The 21,158-nt window shown below is 72.1% G+C and carries 18 protein-coding genes; 6 read left to right on the forward strand and 12 right to left on the reverse strand.

Annotated elements, in window-relative coordinates; genetic code table 11:
- Positions 1–4: 4 nt before the first annotated feature.
- Both AC230_RS16275 and AC230_RS16280 read right to left on the reverse strand, forming a co-directional pair.
- Positions 5–1,066: a hypothetical protein gene (locus AC230_RS16275; RefSeq protein ID WP_049716880.1), complete on the reverse strand. Its 1,062-nt coding sequence runs from the start codon at positions 1,064–1,066 to the stop codon at positions 5–7.
- A gap of 262 nt (positions 1,067–1,328) precedes the next feature.
- Entirely contained in the window at positions 1,329–2,096 is a 768-nt protein-coding gene (locus AC230_RS16280) for a GntR family transcriptional regulator (protein WP_049716881.1), read from the reverse strand.
- A 239-nt stretch (positions 2,097–2,335) separates the two neighbouring features.
- Here AC230_RS16280 and AC230_RS16285 point away from each other — a divergent pair, with 239 nt between their 5' ends.
- The 4 genes from AC230_RS16285 (at position 2,336) to AC230_RS16300 (ending at position 7,003) form a co-directional block, all read left to right on the forward strand.
- Positions 2,336–3,604, forward strand: coding sequence for an extracellular solute-binding protein (locus AC230_RS16285; protein WP_049716882.1), 1,269 nt, complete (start codon positions 2,336–2,338; stop codon positions 3,602–3,604).
- 96 nt (positions 3,605–3,700) lie between these two features.
- On the forward strand, positions 3,701–4,681 hold the full coding sequence (locus AC230_RS16290; RefSeq protein WP_049716883.1) for a carbohydrate ABC transporter permease: 981 nt from the start codon (positions 3,701–3,703) through the stop codon (positions 4,679–4,681).
- Positions 4,678–5,508: a carbohydrate ABC transporter permease gene (locus tag AC230_RS16295; RefSeq protein ID WP_049716884.1), complete on the forward strand. Its 831-nt coding sequence runs from the start codon at positions 4,678–4,680 to the stop codon at positions 5,506–5,508. Before AC230_RS16290 ends, AC230_RS16295 begins: the two co-directional genes overlap by 4 nt.
- A 10-nt stretch (positions 5,509–5,518) precedes the next feature.
- On the forward strand, positions 5,519–7,003 hold the full coding sequence (locus AC230_RS16300) for a glycoside hydrolase family 3 protein (protein ID WP_049716885.1): 1,485 nt from the start codon (positions 5,519–5,521) through the stop codon (positions 7,001–7,003).
- A 64-nt stretch (positions 7,004–7,067) separates the two neighbouring features.
- Here AC230_RS16300 and nagB read toward each other — a convergent pair whose 3' ends face one another.
- Positions 7,068–7,850 (reverse strand): glucosamine-6-phosphate deaminase, encoded by a 783-nt coding sequence (gene nagB / locus AC230_RS16305; RefSeq protein WP_049716886.1) that lies wholly within the window; start codon positions 7,848–7,850, stop codon positions 7,068–7,070.
- A 516-nt stretch (positions 7,851–8,366) separates the two neighbouring features.
- On the opposite strand from nagB, the gene AC230_RS16310 reads away from it, so the two are divergent.
- Positions 8,367–9,497 carry an alkene reductase gene (locus tag AC230_RS16310; protein ID WP_049716887.1) on the forward strand — a complete coding sequence of 377 codons (1,131 nt, stop codon included), beginning with the start codon at positions 8,367–8,369 and terminating at the stop codon, positions 9,495–9,497.
- Positions 9,498–9,615: 118 nt separating this feature from the next.
- Here the strand turns inward: AC230_RS16310 and AC230_RS16315 are convergent, their stop codons facing one another.
- From AC230_RS16315 to AC230_RS16355, 9 genes are all read right to left on the reverse strand, one after another.
- Positions 9,616–10,011 carry a VOC family protein gene (locus tag AC230_RS16315; RefSeq protein WP_049716888.1) on the reverse strand — a complete coding sequence of 132 codons (396 nt, stop codon included), beginning with the start codon at positions 10,009–10,011 and terminating at the stop codon, positions 9,616–9,618.
- Between the two features lie 105 nt (positions 10,012–10,116).
- Positions 10,117–11,622: an NAD(P)/FAD-dependent oxidoreductase gene (locus AC230_RS16320; RefSeq protein ID WP_049716889.1), complete on the reverse strand. Its 1,506-nt coding sequence runs from the start codon at positions 11,620–11,622 to the stop codon at positions 10,117–10,119.
- A 349-nt stretch (positions 11,623–11,971) separates the two neighbouring features.
- A complete protein-coding gene (gene qcrB, locus AC230_RS16325) occupies positions 11,972–13,606 on the reverse strand; it encodes a cytochrome bc1 complex cytochrome b subunit (protein ID WP_049716890.1) in 1,635 nt (544 codons plus the stop codon).
- Complete coding sequence (qcrA, locus tag AC230_RS16330; RefSeq protein ID WP_049716891.1) at positions 13,603–14,661, reverse strand: cytochrome bc1 complex Rieske iron-sulfur subunit; 1,059 nt, start codon at positions 14,659–14,661, stop codon at positions 13,603–13,605. Before qcrA ends, qcrB begins: the two co-directional genes overlap by 4 nt.
- Positions 14,658–15,467 carry a cytochrome bc1 complex diheme cytochrome c subunit gene (qcrC, locus tag AC230_RS16335; protein WP_049716892.1) on the reverse strand — a complete coding sequence of 270 codons (810 nt, stop codon included), beginning with the start codon at positions 15,465–15,467 and terminating at the stop codon, positions 14,658–14,660. Before qcrC ends, qcrA begins: the two co-directional genes overlap by 4 nt.
- Before the next feature lie 256 nt (positions 15,468–15,723).
- The gene (locus AC230_RS16340) at positions 15,724–16,941 is read right to left on the reverse strand and encodes an FAD-dependent monooxygenase (RefSeq protein WP_049716893.1); all 1,218 of its coding nucleotides are present in this window, start codon (positions 16,939–16,941) and stop codon (positions 15,724–15,726) included.
- 102 nt (positions 16,942–17,043) lie between these two features.
- Positions 17,044–17,370: an antibiotic biosynthesis monooxygenase family protein gene (locus tag AC230_RS16345; RefSeq protein ID WP_049716894.1), complete on the reverse strand. Its 327-nt coding sequence runs from the start codon at positions 17,368–17,370 to the stop codon at positions 17,044–17,046.
- A gap of 473 nt (positions 17,371–17,843) precedes the next feature.
- Positions 17,844–18,500 carry an SRPBCC domain-containing protein gene (locus AC230_RS16350; RefSeq protein WP_049716895.1) on the reverse strand — a complete coding sequence of 219 codons (657 nt, stop codon included), beginning with the start codon at positions 18,498–18,500 and terminating at the stop codon, positions 17,844–17,846.
- Positions 18,497–18,886 carry an ArsR/SmtB family transcription factor gene (locus tag AC230_RS16355; protein ID WP_049716896.1) on the reverse strand — a complete coding sequence of 130 codons (390 nt, stop codon included), beginning with the start codon at positions 18,884–18,886 and terminating at the stop codon, positions 18,497–18,499. Before AC230_RS16355 ends, AC230_RS16350 begins: the two co-directional genes overlap by 4 nt.
- A gap of 580 nt (positions 18,887–19,466) precedes the next feature.
- Here AC230_RS16355 and AC230_RS16360 point away from each other — a divergent pair.
- Positions 19,467–20,585: a ParB/RepB/Spo0J family partition protein gene (locus AC230_RS16360; RefSeq protein WP_198535537.1), complete on the forward strand. Its 1,119-nt coding sequence runs from the start codon at positions 19,467–19,469 to the stop codon at positions 20,583–20,585.
- The last annotated feature ends 573 nt before the right edge of the window (positions 20,586–21,158 follow it).

Consider the following 21,158-nt stretch of genomic DNA (forward strand, 5'->3'; position numbering starts at 1 on the left):
CCCGTCAGATGAAGTCCGCGTGGAGACCGGCCGGGGTCTCGGGCGGCGCGTGCTCCGGGAGCAGGCCGCGGTCCTCGCGCAGGCGCTCCAGCAGTTCGTTCTGCGGGCGGTAGGCGCAGGAGCCGCAGAGTCCGGCGCGCAGGGGGTCCGTCGCCTCCCAGGCCGCGCGGGCGCCGCCGTCGAGGGTCTCCGTCCAGCCGTCCGCGACCACGTCCCCGGTCCGGTAGCGGTGGTCGGCCCGCACCTGCGGACAGGGGTAGAGGTGGCCGTCGGCGGCGACCGTCGCGGTGAAGCGGCTGTAGTGGCAGCGGTGGAAGCGGCCGCCCGGGGAGCGGTCGCGGCCGGTCACGTGGACCTCGAAGTCCCGTGCGGCGAGCAGCGCGGCCTCCTCCAGCGCGGCGGCCGTCTCCGGGCCCTCCGCCCCCGGGGCGGCCTCGAAGCGGATGTAGTGGGCGCCCGCCCCGCGGGCCGCGCGGGCGGCGGCCGGGATCCCGGCCGGGTTCCGGCCGCCGATCACATAGTGCAGGCCGATGCGGAAGTCCGGGTCGATGGCCGACTGCCGCAGCCGGCCGACGTCGTCGAGGATCAGCGCGTCGTACGCGAAGGCGACGCGCACCCAGGTGTGGGTGGACGCGACGCACTCCGCCACCTCCGGGCGGCCGAGCCGGGTGCCGTCGGTCACCAGCCCCAGCCGCAGGCCGGCTTCGTGGCCCGCGTCGCAGACCGTCGGGTAACCGGGGTGCGCGGTCGGTTCGCGGCCGCCGCGGAAGGAGACCGCGCGTCCGCCGCCGGCCGCGAACTCCCGCAGCAGACGGACGGTGTCGTCCGTGGACAGCCCGTCCCCGGCCCCGGTGTCCCGGGGGGCGAGGGCGACGCGCAGGTGGACGGGGCGGAGCGGGGCGCCGTCCACGAAGCGGCGCAGCAGGGCGCGGTGGGCGAGGATCTTGTCGGGGGAGAGGGCCGGGCCGAGGCCGACGGCTTCGGCGGCCGGGGCCGGATCGGGTGCGCCCCGGCCGGCCGGCGCACTGTCGGGCGGGCCCGCCGCTTCGGCGGTGGGTGATGTCACGATCGTCCTCTCGCAGAGCCAGAGGGTCGGCGGCCGTGACACTATGAGCCGCCGTCATGGGCGTCAATAGGCATAGACCAGGGCCCCGCCGGCGGGCGGGAGCGGCGGGATGGCCGTATCCGGACGTGCTTTGCTCCTGCGGCGGCGCGGGGTCCCGCCGGGCGTCCGCCTACTCCGCCGGCCGTCGCAGCCGCGTGACGCCGTGTTGTTCCGGGGGCAACCCCCGGACCCCCGGCCGCGACCGCGTGCCGCCGGGCGCCCGCTACTCCGCCGGCCGCCGCAACCTCGCCACGAACTTGTAGCGATCGCCCCGGTAGACCGACCGGACCCACTCCACCGGGCGGCCCTCCGCGTCCAGGGAGTGCCGGGAGAGCATCAGCATCGGCAGGCCCGTGTCCGTGCCGAGGAGGCCGGCCTCGCGGGGGGTGGCGAGGGAGGTCTCGATGGTTTCCTCGGCCTCGGCGAGGTGGACGTCGTAGACCTCCGCCAGCGCCGTGTAGAGCGAGGTGTACCTCACCAGGTTCCGCCGCAGCGCCGGGAAGCGCTTGGCCGACAGGTGCGTCGTCTCGATGGCCATCGGCTCGCCGCTGGCCAGCCGCAGCCGCTCGATGCGCAGCACGCGCCCGCCCGGCGCGATGTCCAGCAGGGCCGAGAGCCGGTCGTCGGCGGTGACGTAGCCGATGTCGAGGAGCTGGGAGGTGGGTTCGAGGCCCTGGGCCCGCATGTCCTCGGTGTAGGACGTCAGTTGCAGCGCCTGCGAGACCTTCGGCTTCGCGACGAACGTCCCCTTGCCCTGGATCCGCTCAAGACGCCCCTCGACCACCAGTTCCTGGAGCGCCTGACGGACTGTGGTGCGGGAGGTGTCGAACTCCGCGGCGAGCGTGCGCTCGGGAGGCACCGGCGTCCCGGGGGGAAGCGTTTCGGTCATCTCCAGGAGGTGGCGTTTGAGCCGGTAGTACTTGGGAACGCGGGCGGTCCGCGCACCGCCCCCGGCGCCGCCGCTCTCCGTCGTCCCGCCCTCGGTCGCCATGGCGTGCCTTCCCGACTCCGCTCCTGCTGCCGTCACCGGCTCCTCCGTCCATCGCCGTCACATGGTGGCACGCGCACCGCCCGAGGGGACCGGAGATGCCCTGGTCATCCTCAGGTGTCGGTCCGGTAACGGAGCCGACAGCGACTCTTATACACCCTTGACACCCCAAAAGGTCTAGGCCAAGCTGCGGGCACTGGTCTAAACCATTAAAGACCACTTTCGGTCCTGAGGAGAGTGCTGTGAAGCGTGGGCTCATAGCGGCGACGGGTGTCGCGGCCTTGTTGGTGAGTGTGGCTGCTTGTGGGTCCGACAAGGGCGACAAGGATTCCGGCTCGGACTCCAAGGGCAAGACCCTCACCGTCTGGTTCATGGACGGCTCGAACCCGCCGGGCTGGACGAAGTCGGTGCAGGCCGAGTTCGAGCAGAAGACCGGCGCGAAGCTTGACATCCAGGTCCAGAAGTGGGACGGCATCCAGCAGAAGCTCACCACCGCGCTCTCCGAGTCCACGCCGCCGGACGTCTTCGAGGTCGGCAACACCCAGACCCCGTCCTACGCGGAGACCGGCGGTCTCGCCGAACTCGGCGACCTCAAGAAGGAGATCGGCAAGGACTGGACCGAGTCCCTCAACAAGCCGGCCGTCTTCGAGGGGACCCAGTACGCCGCCCCCTGGTACGCCGCCAACCGCGTCGTCATCTACAACAAGAAGGTCTGGGCCGACGCCGGCATCAAGGACGTCCCGAAGACCCGCGCCGAGTTCCTCAAGGACCTGGAGGCGATCCAGAAGAAGGGCGACGCCGAACCGCTCTACCTCCCGGGCCAGAACTGGTACTTCTTCGCCGGCCTCACCGTCGGCACCGGCGCCGACCTGGTGAAGAAGGACGGCGGGAAGTACGTCTCCAACCTCGCCGACCCCAAGGTCACCAAGGCGATGGAGATCTACAAGCAGTACCAGGCGTTCAGCAAGGCTCCCAAGGACAAGGACGAGGCCACCCCGCAGCAGGCCGACGTCTTCGCCAAGGGGAAGACCGGCGCGTTCATCGGCATGGGCTGGGAGGCGGCGACCGCCATCAAGGCCAACCCCCGGATCGAGAAGGACCTCGGCTACTTCACCATCCCGGGCGAGACCGCGGACAAGCCCGAGGGCGTCTTCCTCGGCGGCTCCAACCTGGCCATCGCCGAGCGCAGCAAGAAGAAGGACCTCGCCGAGGAGTTCCTGAAGATCGCGCTGTCCGACAAGAACGAGGCCGCGCTGGCCAAGGAGGTCGGCTCGATCCCCAACAAGGACTCCCTGCTGGGCAGTCTGAAGGGCAACGCGGCCGCCGAGGCCGCCGCCCCGGCCGCCAAGGGCGGCGGCACCACCCCGCTGATCCCCGAGTGGGCCGCGGTGGAGAACGCCCCCAACCCGATCAAGGCGTACATGACCGCCGTCCTGAACGGCAAGTCGCCGGAGGACGCGGCCAAGCAGGTCGAGGGCGACGTCAACAAGCGCCTGAGCCAGAAGCAGTGACCCGGGCGGGCGGGGCCGTGGACGACGGTCCGCCCGCGGCCCCCGCCCGGCCCGCCGTACCACCGTGCAAGTGAACAGGGGAGAAGGCGGACGACGATGTCAGCGCAGACCGAAGAGGTGACGGCCGGGGCCGCGCCGCCGGCCGGCAGGGGCGGGGCACCGCCCGTCCGCCGCCGCGACGGCCGCCGGGCCGGGAGCGCCGTTCCCTATCTGCTGATCCTCCCCGCGGCCGTCTTCACGGTGCTGCTGCTCGGCTGGATCATGGTCGAGAACGGCCTGCTGTCGCTCCAGAACCTCAACCGGCGGCAGCTCATCCGGCGCGCCACCGAATGGACCGGCCTGGGCAACTACACCGACACGCTGGGCAATTCCGACTTCTGGCGCGTGACCCTGCGGTCGATCGTGTTCACCGCCGCCAACGTCGTGCTGATCATGGTGATCGGCTGCCTGATCGGACTGCTGCTCGCCCGCCTGGGCAAGAAGCTGCGCCTGCTGCTCTCCCTCGGGCTCGTGCTGGCCTGGGCGATGCCCGTCGTCGCCACCACCACCGTCTTCCAGTGGCTGTTCGCCCAGCGCTTCGGCGTCGTCAACTATGTGCTGGACCGGCTCGGCTGGCACGCGATGGCCGACTACAACTGGACCGGCGGACAGTTCTCCACCTTCTTCGTCATCACCGTACTGATCGTCTGGCAGTCGGTGCCGTTCGTGGCGGTCAACCTCTACGCGGCGACGACCACCATCCCCCAGGAGCTGTACGAGGCCGCCGCGCTGGACGGCGCCGGCGTGTGGAAGCGGTTCACCTCGGTGACCTTCCCCTTCCTCAGGCCCTTCTTCCTGGCGACGACGTTCCTCGAAGTCATCTGGATCTTCAAGTCGTTCACCCAGGTCTTCGTCATCAACGAGGGCGGCCCCGACCGGCTCACCGAGACGCTGCCGGTCTACGCGTTCGTCGAGGGCATGAACAACCAGCACTTCGGCATGGGTTCGGCCATCTCCATCCTCACCATCCTCATCCTGGTGACGATGACGGCCTACTACCTGCGCCTGGTGCTCAAGCAGGAGGAGGACGAACTGTGAGGCGCTCCCTGTTCGGCCGGGTCTGGCCGGGGGCGACGGCGGTCGTCCTGTTCCTGGCCTTCGTCTTCCCCGTCTACTGGATGTTCGCCACGGCCTTCAAGGCCAACAAGGACATCGTCGGCGACACCCCGGTCTGGTTCCCCACCAGCCCCACCACCGAGCACTTCCGGCGGGCCGTCGAGGCCGACGGCTTCTGGACGTTCGTCACCAACTCCCTCGTCACCACGCTGGTCGCCGTCCTGCTGTCGCTGGTCATCGCCCTGCTGGCGTCCTTCGCCATCGCGCGGATGCGCTTCCGCGGCCGCCGCGGCTTCATCCTCGTGATGATGATGGCCCAGATGGCGCCCTGGGAGGTCATGGTCATCGCGTACTACATGATGGTGCGCGACGCCGACATGCTGAACAGCCTGCCGCCGCTGATCGCCATCTACACGCTGTGCGTCCTGCCGTTCACCGTCCTGACGCTGCGCGGCTACGTGGCCGCGGTGCCCAGGGAGCTGGAGGAGTCGGCCATGGTGGACGGGTGCACCCGCCCGCAGGCCTTCCGCAAGGTCATCTTCCCGCTGCTGGCGCCGGGGCTGATGGCCACCTCGCTGTTCGGCTTCATCACCACCTGGAACGAGTTCCCCTACGTCCTCATCCTCAGCAAGGACCCCGCGGCGCAGACGCTGCCGCTCTGGCTCACCGGCTTCCGCACCACCTTCGGCGACGACTGGGGCGCCACCATGGCCGCCTCCTCGCTCTTCGCCGTCCCCATCCTCATCCTCTTCGTCATCCTCCAGCGCAGGGCCGTGGGAGGACTGACCTCCGGCGCAGTGAAGGGCTAGCACTACATCCATGGACACGCTGACCCGTGACGCCCTGACCGTCCTCCAGCCCGGCTTCACCGGCACCACCGCCCCCGACTGGCTGCTGCGGCGGCTCGGCGAAGGGCTCGCCTCCGTGGGGCTGTTCGGCCGCAACATCGCCTCGGCGGAGCAACTGGGCGTCCTGACGGCCCAGTTGCGCGCCGAACGGGACGACGTGCTGGTGGCGATCGACGAGGAGGGCGGGGACGTCACCCGCCTCGAAGTCCGTACCGGCTCCTCCTTCCCCGGCAACCTCGCGCTCGGCGCGGTGGACGACACCGCGCTGACCCGGGCCGTCGCCGGGGAGCTGGGCCGCCGGCTCGCCGCCTGCGGGGTCAACCTCAACTGGGCGCCCTCCGCGGACGTCAACTCCGACCCCGACAACCCCGTCATCGGCGTCCGGTCCTTCGGCGCCGACCCCGAGCGCGTCGCCCGGCACACGGCGGCGTACGTCGAGGGCATGCAGGCGGCCGGGGTCGCCACCTGCGCCAAGCACTTCCCCGGGCACGGGGACACCTCGGTCGACTCGCACCACGACATGCCGCGGATCGACGTGGACCTGCGGACGCTGGAGGAGCGGGAGCTGGTGCCCTTCCGCGCGGCCGTCGCGGCCGGCACCAAGGCCGTGATGAGCGCGCACATCCTGCTGCCCGTCCTCGACCCCCGGCTGCCCGCCACCCTCAGCCCCGCCGCCCTGCACGGGCTGCTGCGCGCGCCCGCCGAGAAGGGCGGGCTCGGCTTCGACGGCCTGATCGTCACGGACGGCATGGAGATGCGGGCCATCGCCGACGGCTACGGCATCGAGCGGGGCAGCGTGCTCGCCGTCGCCGCCGGAGCCGACGCGATCTGCGTCGGCGGCGGGCTCGCGGACGAGGCGACCGTGCTCCGGCTGCGGGACGCGCTCGTGCGGGCCGTACGGGAGGGCGAGCTGGCCGAGGAGCGGCTGGCGGACGCGGCCGGGCGGGTGCGGGCGCTGGCCTCCTGGGCGGCGGGCGCGGCCTCTTCCGTCGTCCCCGCGCCCGGGGTCGGGCTCGAAGCCGCCCGGCGGGCGCTGCGGGTGACCGCCTCGGCGGGCGGCGGTGTCCCGCTCGACGGTCCCGTGCACGTCGCGGCGTTCACCCCGCTCGCGAACATCGCCGTCGGCGACGAGACGCCGTGGGGCGTCGGGGCGGAGCTCGGCCGGCTCCTGCCGGGGACGACGAACGGGACGTACGACCGGTCGACGGCGTCGGCGGACGCGGTGCTGGCGGCGGCGGGCGGGCGGCGGGTCGTCGCCGTCGTGCGCGACGTGCACCGCCATCCGTGGATGGCGTCCGCCCTGTCCGCGCTGCTGGCGGCCCGGCCCGACACGATCGTGGTCGAGATGGGGCTCAACCAGGCAGCCCCCGTGGGGGCCGTGCACATCGCCACGCATGGCGCGGCACGGGTGTGCGGCGAGGCGGCGGCGGAGGCGATCGCGGGGCGGCGCGCCTGAGGGCTGGGGCGACACCCCCCGGCCACACCGCGCCCGCCGCGAAGGCACCCACCCCCGGCAGGGGCTACAGCCCCTGCCAGGCCGGCTTCGCGGCGTACGTCGCCCGGAAGTAGTCCGCCAGCTTCAGGCGGGAGGCCGCGGCCTCGTCCACGACCACCGTCGCGTGGGGGTGCAGCTGGAGCGCCGAGGCGGGCACCAGTGCGGAGACGGGGCCCTCGACGGAGCGGGCGACCGCCTCCGCCTTCCCGGCCCCGGTGGCCAGCAGCACCAGGTGGCGGGCCTCCAGGATCGTGCCGATGCCCTGCGTGATGACGTGGTGGGGCACCTCGTCGATGCCGGCGAAGAAGCGCGCGTTGTCCTGCCGCGTCTGCTCGGTCAGCGTCTTGATCCGGGTGCGGGACGCCAGCGACGAGCAGGGCTCGTTGAAGCCGATGTGGCCGTCCGTGCCGATGCCCAGCAGCTGGAGGTCCACACCGCCCGCCTCGGCGAGCGCCCGGTCGTAGGCGTCGCAGGCGCCCTGGACGTCCTCGGCGTTCCCGTCGGGGCCCATGAAGGAGGACTCGGTCAGCCCGAGCGGCTCCACGACCTGCCGCAGGACCGTGGAGCGGTAGGACTCGGGGTGGTCGGCCGGCAGGCCGACGTACTCGTCGAGCTGGCAGATGCGGGCGCGCGAGGCGTCCAGGGCGCCGGAGCGCACCCGGGCGGCCAGCGCCTCGTAGACGGGCAGCGGCGTCGAACCGGTGGCAACGCCGAGCAGGGCGTCGGGCTTGCGGCTCAGCAGGGCGGCGATGGCCTCCGCGATGAGTGCGCCGCCTGCCTTGGCGTCCGGGACGATGACAACTTCCACGCTGGGCCTGCCGATCTTGGTCTGGGGGTGGTATAGACCAATCTAACAGAGGTGTCCAGGGAAGAGCCGGAAAGAGGGCGCGCCACGGGCCGCGGCGCTGGCAGGGACCCTCGACCCGGCCGGCACCGCAGCCCGGAGCTCATGCCGGCCGGTCCGGGCCCACGGGGTGTGCGGGCCCCGCACCCGGGGTCGGCCGGCCGGAGGCCGCGAGGCGGCCTCGTGCCGCCCGCCTGTGCGGGGCGGGCGGAGCCGTGGATGCTGTGAGTGCCCCCATTGTGGACTAGACCATTCCTCGCTGTCCATGCCCGCGCGGCAACCTTCGGTTCGAAGGTCCGTGCGCCCGGGGCGGGGGGTCACCTTTCGGTGTCAAGTTCGTTTGGTTTCATGGTCAATGCATGGAGTCGAGGCGACGGAACAGGCGGTGAACGACGTGCCGGAACCCAGGGCGCTGTCCGCCCCCTCGCGCGCGGCCTTATGCCGGCCCTCGCCGGCCCTGAACCATGAGGGGAACACACGATGAGTACGACCCGGCCGACCACCCTGGCGCAACCGCTGCTGCGCCCGGTGGGACTCGGCGACCTGGAGCTGCCCAACCGGGTGGTGATGGCCCCGACCACCCGCGCCCGCGCCGCCAACGACGGCCTGGTGCCGACCGATCTGCACGTGGCCTACTACGGCCAGCGGGCCAGCGCGGGACTGATCGTCACCGAGGGCACCTGGGTCAGCGAGCGGGCGATCGGTTTCATCAACGTCCCCGGCGTCTACAGCGAGCAGCAGGTGGCCGCGTGGCGGCGGGTCACCGACGTCGTGCACGCCCTCGGCGGCCGGATCGTCCAGCAGCTGTGGCACGTGGGCGCCGCCTCCCACCCCGACCACCTCGGCGGCGAGCTGCCCGCCGGCCCGTCGGCGGTCAACCCCCATGAAATGACGTTCACCCGCCGGGGGTTCACCGCCACCGTCACCCCCCGCGAGATGACCGCCGAGGACATCGCGGCCACCGTCGCCGACTACCGGGCCGCCGCGCGGAACGCCCGCGAGGCCGGTTTCGACGGCGTCGAGATCCACGGCATCGGCCCGTACCTGATCCCCCAGTTCCTCAACCCGCGCCTCAACCACCGCACCGACGCCTACGGCGGGGACGCCGCCCGCCGCAGGCGCCTGCTGCTGGAGATCGTCGGGGCCGTGGCCGAGCCCTGGGGCGGGCGGTGCGTCGGCGTCCGGCTGTCGCCGTACTGGACCTCCGGTGACCGCTTCGCCCCGGACGAACGGACCCTCGCCGACTACGACGAGCTGGTGAGCGAACTCAATCACCACCCCGTGGCCTACCTCCACCTGCGCGGGCGGGACGTCGCCGCCCCGGGCGACCGCCCGGACTTCGACGCCATCGCCCGCTACCGGCGGCTGTTCGACGGCCCGTTGATCGCCAACAACGGCTTCGACCGGGAGACGGGCAACGCCGTGGTCGAGGCGGGCATCGCCGACGCCGTCTCGTACGCCACGCACTTCATCGCCAACCCCGACCTCGTCGCCCGTTTCGCCATGGGCCGCGAACTGGCCTGCGGCGACCAGGCCACGTACTACGCGGGCGAGGCCGAGGGATATGTCGATTACCCCCTCTGCGGCTGGGCGGACGGGCGGGCCGGATAAACGGCACGAGGAATTCCGCACAGGGGCGGAATACCGAGGGGCCGGCGGAGTTCCCGGCCCCTCCCGCGCCGGCCCCTCCCACGCCGGCCGCCGGCCGCCGGGCCCGGCGCCACCGGGCTCAGTGGCCGCGCTCGGTCAGCCCGTAGAGATTGCCGTCGTCCCCGGCGATCTGCGCCCAGCGCGCGTTCTCCCGCCACGGCGCCACCTGCGGCTCCACGACGATCGTGACGCCGCGCGCCCGCAGGTCGCCCACGGTGGCGTCCAGGTCGTCGCAGTCGAACCAGCCGTGCGTCATCCGCCCGACGGTGGAGCGCAGCCGGGCCAGGACGTCCGGCTCGACGGCGGCGAGCACCACACAGGTCTGCGACCCCTTGGGGCGGACTTCGACCCAGCGTCCCCCGTCGTTGAGGGGCACGTCCGCCATGAGTTCGAAACCGAGGACCTTGGTCAGGAACTCGAGCGTTCTGTTCCGGTCGCTGACATAGAGCGCGGAGAGCCGCGGATTGGTTATCACTGATTCCCTCTCGGGTCGTCGGGGTGCCCGGGGAGAATAGTGAGAGCAATCGTGCGCGATATTCAATTGCCGTGGTGGAACACCCGGTTGAGGGATTACTGTGATTCAGCGGACCGGCGAACCGACCGGACGGGCACCGGGCACCCCGGCCGACGGCACCCCGGCCGCGCGCCTCACCGGCACGCCCTTGCGCCGCGGCGTGCCATGGGTCGTGCTCGGCGGATCCGCCGGCGCGTCCCGGCGCGGGCCGCGCAGGGCCGCGGCGAGGACGCCCGGCCGCATCGACGGCGTCGGCGCCACGAGCAACTGGCCGTCCAGCAGCGCCCCGGCCGCCCGCCGGCTGCCCGGCGCGGCCGCCGCGAGCCGGTCGGCGTAGCGGCGGCGGAGGCGGGTGCCCAGGGCCGGCGGCTCCGCGCTCCCCGCCCACGGGAAGGCGAGGTCGGCGGTGGCGGCGGTCCGCCACGCGGCCGCGACCTGCCGGGCCAGCTGCTGCCGCAGCCGGTAGGTGACCCCGACCGGGCTGCCGTGGCTGCGCAGCAGCGAGTCGAGCAGCAGCGCGCAGTGCACGGCCACCGACATGCCCTGCCCGTGGACGGGGTTGAAGGTGGCCAGGGCGTCCCCGATGACGAGGAACTGGTCCGGCCAGCGGCGCATCTTCTCGTAGTGGCGCCAGCGGTTCTCCGCGAGCCGCGAGCGGTAGACGGGGCCGAGCGGGGCGGCGCCCTCCAGGACCTCCCGCAGCAGCGGGTGGCGCAACCCCCCGGCCGCCCGGAGGAATTGCCCGTGGTCGGCGGGCAGGCCCTCCGGACCGGTGCTCCCCGACAGCGTCACCATCCACTTGCCGCCGGCGACGGGGGCGAGGACGCCCTCGCGCGGCACCTCCGGAGAGGCCATCAGCCGCAGGTACGTCCAGTCGGCGACATGGCCGACGGGCGGGGCGAAGAGGGCGGAGGCGCAGCCGGTCCCGGCGCCGGAGACGGACTCCCGCGGTGTGCCGTAGCCGAGTTCGGCCAGCCACCGCGGGGCGCGCGAGGCGTCGCCCGAGGCGTCCACGACGAACTCGGCGTCGAGGACCCGCGGTTCGCCCCAGCCGTCGGGCGCGCCGCGGTCGCGGCCGCGGACCCACAGGCCCGTCACGGTGTCGTGGCGGCCCGCCCGCAGGCCCACGGCCTCGTGCTCCTGGAGGAAGGTCACCTTGGGGTCGGCGCGCAGCCGGTCGCGCACGACCGCGTCGAGGACGTCGCGGGAGCCGGTGGTCATGGCCAGATCGCCCTCGAAGCGGGGTATCCAGCCGCCGGGCCCGAGCAGCAGGGTGTCCCGCGGGACGCGGACGTCGACCATGCCGGCCGCGTGCAGCTCCCGGGTGATCCCGGGGAAGAGCTGTTCGAGGCCCTGGAGGCCGGGCGGCATCAGGTGGTGCACGTGCCGGGCCTGCGGGACGCCGCGGCGCCGGCCCGGACCGCGGGGGAGCCGGTCGCGTTCGACGACGGTGACCCGGTCCATGTGGTCGACCAGGGCCTGGGCCGCGGTGAGGCCCGCGAGGCCCGACCCGATCACGACGGCGTGGCCGTCCCCGGCGTCACGGCCGCCGGTGCCCGAGCGCAGGCTCATCTTCTCGCCCTTCTGATCGCGTTGTGCAGGTGAGAGCGCAGGTCCTGGCCGGGGGGCCGGCGGTGTGCGCGGGGGGTCGGAGCCGCGGTGGGGGAAGGCGTCCCGCGGCTCCGGCCGGCGGTGCGGGGGTGAGGGGAGGGTGCGGCCGTGGCGGTGCCGGGCGTGGCGGCGCGGTCCGTGCGGCGGAGGCCGGGCCGGTGGTGCGTCGACGTCCCTATGATCGTGGCCCGGCGCGGCCCGGTCCAATGCGGCCGGATGCACGCCCCCGTCGGCAAGTGCCGTGCGGGGCCGCGGAGTTGGGAACGGCCCGGCGCTCCGCTGCGGAACGCCGGGCCGGTTCGGGCCGGGCTCAGTGGTGGCCGTGGCCGCTGGTGATCTCCAGGTACTCCTCGGCGGTGGGCTTGGCGATCTGGCTGTGCTCGCCGAAGTAGCCCTGCGAGAGCCGGGCGCGCAGCTTCTCCTTGCGGGTCAGCTTGCGCTCCACGCCGTTCTCGTCGACCGCGGCCTCCAGCGCGATGGGCCGGGCCTGCTCGTGCGCGGTGAGCACGTGCAGCTGCTCCTGCGTGAGCGGCTCGTGGACCTCGACGAACTCACCGTGCGGCAGCCGCTTGATGATGCCGGACTCGCGTCCGTGCAGCACCTTGTCCCGGTCCCGGCGCTGCAGGCCGAGGCAGATGCGGCGGGTGACGACGAACGCCAGCGGTGGGATCACGAAGAACCCGATGCGGGCGAACCAGGTGACGCCGTTGGCCGACAGGTGGAACAGCAGCCCCAGCAGGTCGTTGCCGCCGGCCAGCAGCAGCACGCCGTACCAGCTGAGCCAGGCCACGCCGAAGGCCGTGCGCGTCGGGGCGTTGCGCGGCCGGTCCAGGATGTGGTGCTCGCGCTGGTCGCCGGTGATCCACGCCTCGACGAACGGATACATGGCGAGCACCGCCGGCACCGCGACCAGCAGCACCACCGGCACCAGGACGCCGAAGTTGATCGTGTGTCCCAGGACGTTCCACTCCCAGCCGGGCATGGCCCGGACGGCGCCCTCGGTGTAGCCCATGTACCAGTCGGGCTGGGAGCCGTTGGAGACGTGGTCGGGGCGGTACGGGCCCGCGTCCCAGACGGGGTTGATGGTGGCGATCGCGGAGATCGCCGCGATGGCGCCGAAGACCAGGAAGAAGAAGCCTCCGGCCTTGGCCATGTAGACCGGCATGAAGGGCATGCCGACCACGTTCTTGTTGGTGCGGCCCGGGCCCGCGAACTGCGTGTGCTTGTGGTGGAAGACCAGGATCAGGTGACCCACCATCAGCGCGAGCATGATGCCCGGCAGCAGCAGGATGTGGACCGGGAAGAACCGGCTGACGAAGTCCGTGCCCGGGAACTCCCCGCCGAAGACGTAGAACGACAGGTAGGTGCCGACCAGCGGGACGGCCAGGATCATGCTGTCGGCGATGCGGACGCCGGTGCCGGACAGCAGGTCGTCCGGGAGCGAGTAACCGGTGAAGCCGGTCAGCATGCCGCAGACGAACAGCAGGAAGCCGAACATCCAGTTGATCTCGCGCGGCTTGCGGAAGGCGCCGGTGAAGAAGACCCGCATCATGTGGACGAACATGCCCGCGAGGAAGATCAGCGCCGCCCAGTGGTGGATCTGCCGTATCAGCAGACCGCCGCGCACGTCGAAGCTGATGTCCACGGTCGACTTGAACGCCTCCGACATCCGCACGCCCTGGAGGGGGACGAAGGAGCCGTGGTAGACGACCTCGTTCATGCTCGGGTGGAAGAAGAGCGTCAGGTAGATGCCCGTGAGAATGATGATGATGAAGCTGTACATGCAGACTTCACCGAGCATGAAGGACCAGTGGTCCGGGAAGATCTTCCGCATGTTGGCCTTGGCCAGGCTGTAGATCCCCAGCCGGCCGTCGGCCCAGTCGGCGACCCGCTCGCCGGCGGGCGCCCGCCGGGCGCCCGGCTGTGTGGTGGTGGTTGTACTCATCCGCGCTCCCAGAAGGAAGGACCGACGGGTGCCGCGAAGTCGCCGAGCGCTTCGAGGTGACCGTCCTTGTTGATACCGATCCGCAACTGGGGCAGTGCGTGACCGGCGGGGCCGAAGACCACGCGCGCGCCGTCCGACAGGTCGAAGGTCGACTGGTGGCACGGGCACAGCACGTGGTGCGTCTGCTGCTCGTAGAGGGTGATGGGGCAGCCGACATGCGTGCAGATCCGGGAGTAGGCGACGATGCCGTCGGCGGACCAGTCCAGTTCCTTCTTGTCCTTGATGTCCTCCGGACGGAGCCGGACGAGCATCACGGCGGCCTTGGCGATCTGGTTCTGGAAGTCGTGGTCCTCCTCCTTCATGCCCTTCGGCATGGCGAAGGTGAGGGAGCCGACCTCGATGTCCTCGGGACGCAGTGGCTGCAGGGTGTTCTGGTTGATCAGCGTCTTGCCGCGCGCCCAGGCCGTCCTGCGCAGCTTGGTGCCCGGGGCCGCCTTGCTGAGGCCGCCCAGCAGCACCAGCCCGGACAGCGGGATCAGGGTCAGTGCGCCGAGCATGGTCTTGCGGATCAACGTGCGGCGGCCGAGACCGGATTCGGCGGCGCCCTCCTTGAAGTCGGCCAGGACCTTGGACCTGATCTCCGGGGTGCTCTCGACGGGGTGGCGCTGGTCGACGAGTTCGACGTCGGACATCAGCGTCCGCGCCCAGTGGATCGCCGCCGCGCCCAGGCAGAACAGCGCCACGCCGAGGGTCGTCCCCAGCGTGATGTTGGTGGCGCTGACCCGGCCGATGGGGAAGAGGTAGACGCTGCGGTCCACCGGGATGGCGACGTAGGCGACGATGAAGGCGACGGTCGCCAGCATCGACAGCGTGAAGAGGAAGGCCACCACGCGCTCGGAGCGCTTGGCCGCCCGCTCGTCGATGTCCTGCACACGGGGCTCGTGCGGCGGCAGTCCGGGATCGGCGAACGGATCGGACCGGGCCGCGACGGTGCCCTCGTGCGCGTCGCCCCGCCCGCTCGGCAGGGCTGCTTCGGAATGCTCTTGGCTGCTCATGACCTCTTGGCCTTTGCGGTCCGGGCGGCGACCCAGACGGCGACGGCGATCAGCGCGCCCAGTCCGAAGATCCACGCGAACAGACCCTCGCTGACCGGGCCGAACCCGCCGAGACCGAAACCGCCCGGGTTCTCCGACGTGCTGCTGTTGACCGTTCCGAGATAGGCGACGATGTCCTTCTTGTTCTTCGGCGACAGCACGGTGTCGGGGAAGGACGGCATGTTCTGCGGCCCCGTCTGCATGGCCTCGTAGATGTGCCGGGGGTCGACGCCGTGCAGGTTCGGGGCGAACTTCCCGTCGGAGAGGGCGCCGCCCTTGCCGGTGAAGTTGTGGCACTGCGAGCAGTTGAGCCGGAACAGCTCGCCGCCCTTGGCGACGTCCGCGCCCTCCGGGGAGTACTGCCCCGGCGCGGGAACGGCGGGCCCGGCGCCCAGCGACGCGACGTACGCCGCGAGTTGGTCGATCTGGGCCCGGCTGTAGACGGCCTTCTTCCGCGGCGCCTGGGCGCCGTGCTGCTGGAGCGGCATGCGGCCGGTGGCGACCTGGAAGTCGACCGCCGCCGGGCCCGTGCCCACCAGGCTCGGCCCGTCGGAGGTGCCCTGCGCGCCGGTGCCGTGACAGCTCGCGCAGCCCACCGCGTAGAGCTTCCTGCCCTCCTCGATCGCGAGCGACTGCGCCGGGCCGTCGGCCCGGGCGGAATCCGCCGGCGCGAGCGCGGCGTACAGCCCTCCCGTCACCGCGAGCGCGAAGAGGAGGACGACCACCGCCGCCAGCGGGTGACGCCGTCGTGCGGAGCGTATTTTCACGGATTACCCCGGTGCGCGGACTCCGCTGCCCATACCGTTGCTGTAGCCACGTCCAGCATTATGCCGACGCGCCAAATGACCGTCACGAACAGCGAGTTTGTACAGCCGCACGGCCAAAAGCGGAGTGCCGTACGCCGGTTGGGATCATCCGGAAAGGCCGTTCGGCGGGGCGTTCAGGGGCGTTTATGGACAGCGGAGTTCGCCGTGCGGTAGGCAGGTGGATGGAGAAGTCTCGCTTTTCCCCGCCGAATTCGTCCTATCCGGCGGAGCGGCGGCCCTCCACCGCGCTCCGGTAGTCGGCGGCCACCCGCTCCAGCGCGGCGCCCCGGTCCTCACCAGGACACGCGGCCATGGCCCGCTCGGCGCGGTCCATCTCCCGGTTGGCCAGGACGATCGCCGTGGTCGCGGGCCGCCGGACGGCCTCGTAGCGCTCCAGCGCGACCGCGGGATCCGGGTGTCCGGCGCACTGGGCGGCGAGGGACGCCGCGTCGAGGATCGCCTGCGAGGCCCCGTTGGCCCCGATCGGATACATGAGGTGGGCGGCGTCCCCGAGCAGGGTCACGGGGCCGTCGCCCCAGCGCTCCAGCGGCTCGCGGTCCACCATCGGATAGCGCAGGATCCGCGGGCTGCCCAGGACCATCGCCCGCAGGTCGAGCCAGTCGAACGACCAGTGCTCCAGGTGCGGCAGCACCTCCCCGGCGCTCCCCGGGCGGTCGGCGGCCGCGTCGCCGGCCGCCCCCGCCGCCGGATCGGACACCAGGCAGACCCAGTTGAGCAGCGCACGGCCCCGGGCCGCGGCGCGCGCGGAGACGGGGTAGGCGATCAGCCGGGTGGCGCGGTCGTCCGCCGCCACGATCATCGTGCGCCCGTCGAGGAAGCCGTCCGTCTCCGTCAGCCCGCGCCACATCCGCACCTCGCCCGTGGACAGCTCCCGGCGCCCGGGGTGCAGCAGGTCGCGCACGGCCGAGCGCACCCCGTCGGCGCCGACCAGGGCGGCGGCGTCCAGACGGACCGGGGCGTCCGACGCGTCCCGGGCCTCCACGCGGACGCCGCCGGCGGTCCGTTCGAAGGAGTGCAGGCGCAGCCCCGTGCGGATCGCGCCGGGGCCGAGCCGCTCGCGCACCGCCTCCAGCAGCATCATCTGCAGCTCGCCGCGGTGGATGGAGTACTGGGGGTGGTCGTGCCCGGCGCCCAGCCCGCGCGGCTCCGTCCACAGCGTGGCGCCGCGGTGGTCCACATAGCGGTGCTCACGGGTGGGGATCCCGGCCGCCGCCAGCGCGTCGGCGAAGCCGAGCGCCGTCAGCTCGGCGATGGCCGCGGGCTGGATGTTGATGCCCACCCCCAGGGGCAGGATCTCCTCGGCGGCCTCCAGCACGGTGGCCCCGATGCCGCGCGCGTGCAGGGCGAGGGCCGTGGTCAGCCCCCCGATGCCCGCGCCGGCGATCACGAACTCGGCGGTGTCGGCGGTGGTCAATGCTGTCTCCGGAGTGTCTCGGCGCGGGAGTCGGAGCGCGGGTGCGTATGGGTACGCCCCGCTGATGCGGATCAGCGGGGCGTACCCAGGAACGTGCGGGGATCAGGCGTGGTGGACGGCGACGACCTTGTAGACGAGCGGGGCGGCCTTCGCCAGCTCGCCGGCCTTCTTCGCGTACGCACCGGCCTCCGGGTCCGCCAGGGTCGCCTTGATGTCGTCCGCGCTGCGCCACTGCGCGTAGTTCACGACCCGCGTACCGTCGGCGCTCGCGAGCAGATTCACGGAGATGAAGCCAGGACGGTTCCGCATCACCTTTTCGGTGCCCTCGTTGAGGACAGCAATGAGCTCCTGCTGCTTCGACGGCTCCACGTCGAAGATGTTGATCAGGGTCGCAATCTCGTCGCCTACGCGAATCACAGTCTCACTCATGAATTCCACGCTAGTGCAGGAGGGGGTCCCGTGACACCTGCACAGCAATGCCCAACACGTCTGTTCCGGCCGACCAGTTGATGACGCCGGGGTTCCGTGTGACAGTGCGGAGCGGGCTTGCCAAAAGCGCGCGTCGACGCTCCCGGGGGAGCGGGGAACCGACGGCACCGGCCGGGGAGGGCCGTGCCGCCGGGCGACTCCGTCATGCCTCCGGCCGGGGTGTGCGACCGGGGAAAGTCCGCAGTTGAACACGCCGCGGTCGAACGCGGCAGAACGCGGCCGGAGCCGGCCGGGCGCACGCCGGAAGGGGCGCCGGCGCGCCCCGGGGGAAGGCGATCGCCGGCGCCCGGCCCGGCTCCCCGGCACGGTGGGCGCGCCGCTCCGGACGTACCGGACGCAAGGGGGCGCGGCCGCACCGCGGTGTGGGTGGCACCGGAGTGCCGGGCGTCTGCGGGGGTGTTCCGGAGGGACGGTCAGCGGTCACCCCCTTCGGGGGCGCGGGTGACATGGCGGACGGCGGACTCGACGACCGTGGCCATGTCGTCCGCGCTGACGCCCCAGGCGGCGCGGCTGGCGTCGCCCCAGGCGCGGAAGCTGTGGATGGTGAACTCGCGGACCTGCGGGGTGTCCTTCCACGCCGCGCGGTCCGGGACGTCGCCGTGCAGGAAGAGGTCCAGGCCCAGCAGGACGAGGTCCCAGCCGGCCCCGTTGCGGACGGCGCCCACCAGGCCCTCGGTGCGCACCAGTTCGTCCACGAGCTCGGCGGCCGAGGCGTGCCGCAGCTCGAAGACCGTGCCGCCCGCGGGGTTGCGGGCGAGCCGGACCTCGACCTCGGTGGCCGCGCCCCGGCCGTACTCCCAGGTGACCTTGAGGAGCTCGGGCCGTTCGCAGCGCAGTACCTGCCCGCTGGCGTTGCCTTCGACCTCGAACGCGCCGCCGATGCGGAAGTCCCCGCGGACCGGGGCCAGCCAGCGGCCGATCCGGGACGGACGGGTGCAGGCGTCCCAGACGTCCTCGACGGGGGCGTCGTAGGTGCGGCGGATCAGCAGCGAGCGTCCTTCGCCCGAGCTGACCGGGTAGGAGTTGATCTCCCGGTGGGCAGCGTTGATCTGGCCGAGAACGTAGCTCAAGTCTCTTCCCTGTCCTTCGTGTGCGGCGGACTCCCCTCCGTCGGTTCCGGGCCGCCCCTGTTGCGTGTCTCGCGCCTGCCGCGCGCGAGTTCGGTGCCGAGCGCGTCCAGGCGCTGGTTCCAGAACCGGCGGAAGTGCTCCAGCCAGGTGTCGATCTCCTGGAGAGGGGGCGAGCCGACCGCGTAGAGGCGGCGGGTGCCCTCCGCGCTCACCGTGGTGAAGCCGGCCTCGCGGAGGACGCGCAGATGGTGGGAGACCGCGGGTTGGGAGATACCGAACTCCTCCTGGATGACCCCGCTCACCTCGCCGGCGGTCTGCTCACGGTCGGCGAGCAGCTCCAGGATCCGGCGCCGGACGGGTGCACCGAGGACATCGAATGCGTGCACGGCGTGAATCTATCGAACTCGGCTTATTTAAAGCAAGGTTGAAACTGGCCACCCCGGCGGCCGGCCGGGAGGGCGGGGCGCGCGGCTCCCCATCGGGCGGGCGCCGTCGTAGAGTTGGGGAGCCGGGAGGAGCGGCGGCGGTGCCGGGCAGGGGAGTTGACGTGCTGGTCACGGCCCCCGGAACGGTTCCGGCGGAGCGCCCCGTCTCTGTCCTCCCGCCCGCCGGGCGCCGTCCGGGTGCCGCGCGACGGGCCGCGCGGGTGCTGTGCCCGGGCCCGTCGCCCGGGGGCCGGTTCGCGCCAGAGCCGTCGCAAGGATGGTGACCACCCCCGTCCTTGCCTAGCGTGTGCCGTGCGGGCCGGCCGGTCCGGCGCAGGGGTGCGGCCCCGGCGCCCGGCACCGAATTCGATATTCCGCTTCCCTGTCCCGGTTTACCGGCCCCGCCCCAAACGGACGGGGGCTGTTCACTTTTGCCGTCCGATCGTCAATCGCGTCACATTGCGCACGGGGAACAGGGAATCGAATTACTCTCTGGTACGCCTGGGCAATCATCGAGGACTCACGTAGGAAGTTGCGGCCGTTGACACTCCACACCGCAGTCGACGCTGACCAGATCCCCACGGAAGCCCTGTTGGAGGCGCCGGAGCTCCTTCACGACCTTCCGCGGAAGACCGTTCCCATCGCCGATCTCATGCCCTCGCTCTCCCCCCGGGAGCAGCGCGAGGACCCCGCGCACGTCCGTCTGCTCGCCGAGACCGACGCCAGCCCCGACCCGCTGCTGGTGCACCGGCCCACCATGCGGGTCATCGACGGCATGCACCGGTTGCGGGCCGCCGTGATGAGAGGGCGCACCGAAGTCCCCGTCCGGTTCTTCGACGGCAGCGAGGCGGACGCCTTCGTCCTCTCCGTCCAGCTCAACGTGCGGCACGGGCTGCCGCTCACCCTGGACGAGCGCAGGGCCGCCGCGCAGCGCATCATCATCAGCCACCCGCACTGGTCGGACCGGGTCATCGCGCAGCGCACGGGCCTGAGTTCGAAGACCGTGGGCAAGCTGCGCCGGCGCTCGGCCAAGGACCTGCCGGAGATCGTCGGCAGCCGGCTGGGGCAGGACGGGCGGGTGCGCCCGATCAGCACCGTCGAGGGCCGGCGCAGCGCCGCGGCGTTACTCGCGGCCGACGCGGAGATCTCGCTGCGCGAGCTGTCCCGGCGCACGGGGCTGTCGGTGGGCACCGTGCGGGACGTGCGCGAGCGCGTCCGGCGGGGCCAGGACCCCGTCCCCGAGCGGCTGTTGGGGGAGCGGGCGGTGCCCGCCGTCGTCACCCCGGCGTTCGCCACGGCGCCGCTGCCCCAGTGGACCCCCGGCGCCGTGCCGGTGGAGGAGGTCCGGGTGCAGCCGGAGCCGCCCCGCTCGCGGGTGGAGGCGCTCGAGCCGCGCGACGAGGCGCGCGCCGCGGCCTTCGACCCGGTGACCGCCGTGCGCAAGCTGGCCCGCGACCCGTCCCTGCGGGCGACGGAGTCCGGCCGGTGGCTGCTGCGGATGCTGCTCGCCACGGAAATGGCCCAGCCCCAGTGGGAGAAGATCGCCGAGGCGATTCCCGCGCACTGTGTGCCGCTGATCCGCGCGGTGGTGCTCAAGCGGTGCGACGACTGGGAAAACCTGGTGAACATGGCGCTCAAGGATCCCGGCGGAACCGGTTGATCGGAAGTTTTCCGGTCGGACACCGGGCGAAATCCGGTCGCCGCGGGGACGGGGTGCGGCGGGGAACGCTTTCCCTTGACACTGTCCTGAGCGGTTGCCAGCATGGTTGAACAGTGAGCCGAAACGGCTTGTCCGCGCCTTCACGGCGCCGAGCCGGAAGTGGGCTCGAAAAAACGGGGATCGGGGGATCCGTGATGTCGTCGAACGGCGATCTGGATATGTGCACGGCCGGGGTCTGTCCTCGGCTCCGTCTTCTTCGGGCCGGAGCTCCCGGCCTCTGACCGGATGCCGGCCGCGGGCCGCCCGGTGAACGACGTTCCGTCGAGCGACGTCTCTCTCCTTGCGCAGGGCAGTAGTGTCCCGACGCGTCCGGTAATTCCCGCCGGGCGGTCCGCATTCGCTTTTTTTGAAAGTCCCTGAGGAATTCCGCAAAGGCATTTTGGCTTGTCATGTACACGTCTTCTGTGCTGGGGTGTCTTGCGAAGTGGTGCGAATGCGCGTCCTTCTCTTTCGGTCGGGCCGGGGAATAGCATCGTCGGGCGGACGGGCCACCGGGGCCCGCCGCCGGGGCGG

Source organism: Streptomyces caatingaensis, assembly GCF_001187435.1.
GTDB classification, from domain to species: Bacteria; Actinomycetota; Actinomycetes; order Streptomycetales; family Streptomycetaceae; genus Streptomyces; species Streptomyces caatingaensis.

Excerpts from the sequence above, each read along its gene's own strand:
- AC230_RS16280 (WP_049716881.1), bottom strand. The coding sequence starts at position 2,096 with ATGGCGACCGAGGGCGGGACGACGGAGAGCGGCGGCGCCGGGGGCGGT.
- AC230_RS16290 (WP_049716883.1), top strand. The coding sequence starts at position 3,701 with ATGTCAGCGCAGACCGAAGAGGTGACGGCCGGGGCCGCGCCGCCGGCC.
- AC230_RS16300 (WP_049716885.1), top strand. The coding sequence starts at position 5,519 with ATGGACACGCTGACCCGTGACGCCCTGACCGTCCTCCAGCCCGGCTTC.
- AC230_RS16310 (WP_049716887.1), top strand. The coding sequence starts at position 8,367 with ATGAGTACGACCCGGCCGACCACCCTGGCGCAACCGCTGCTGCGCCCG.
- AC230_RS16320 (WP_049716889.1), bottom strand. The coding sequence starts at position 11,622 with ATGAGCCTGCGCTCGGGCACCGGCGGCCGTGACGCCGGGGACGGCCAC.
- qcrB (WP_049716890.1), bottom strand. The coding sequence starts at position 13,606 with ATGAGTACAACCACCACCACACAGCCGGGCGCCCGGCGGGCGCCCGCC.
- qcrA (WP_049716891.1), bottom strand. The coding sequence starts at position 14,661 with ATGAGCAGCCAAGAGCATTCCGAAGCAGCCCTGCCGAGCGGGCGGGGC.
- AC230_RS16345 (WP_049716894.1), bottom strand. The coding sequence starts at position 17,370 with ATGAGTGAGACTGTGATTCGCGTAGGCGACGAGATTGCGACCCTGATC.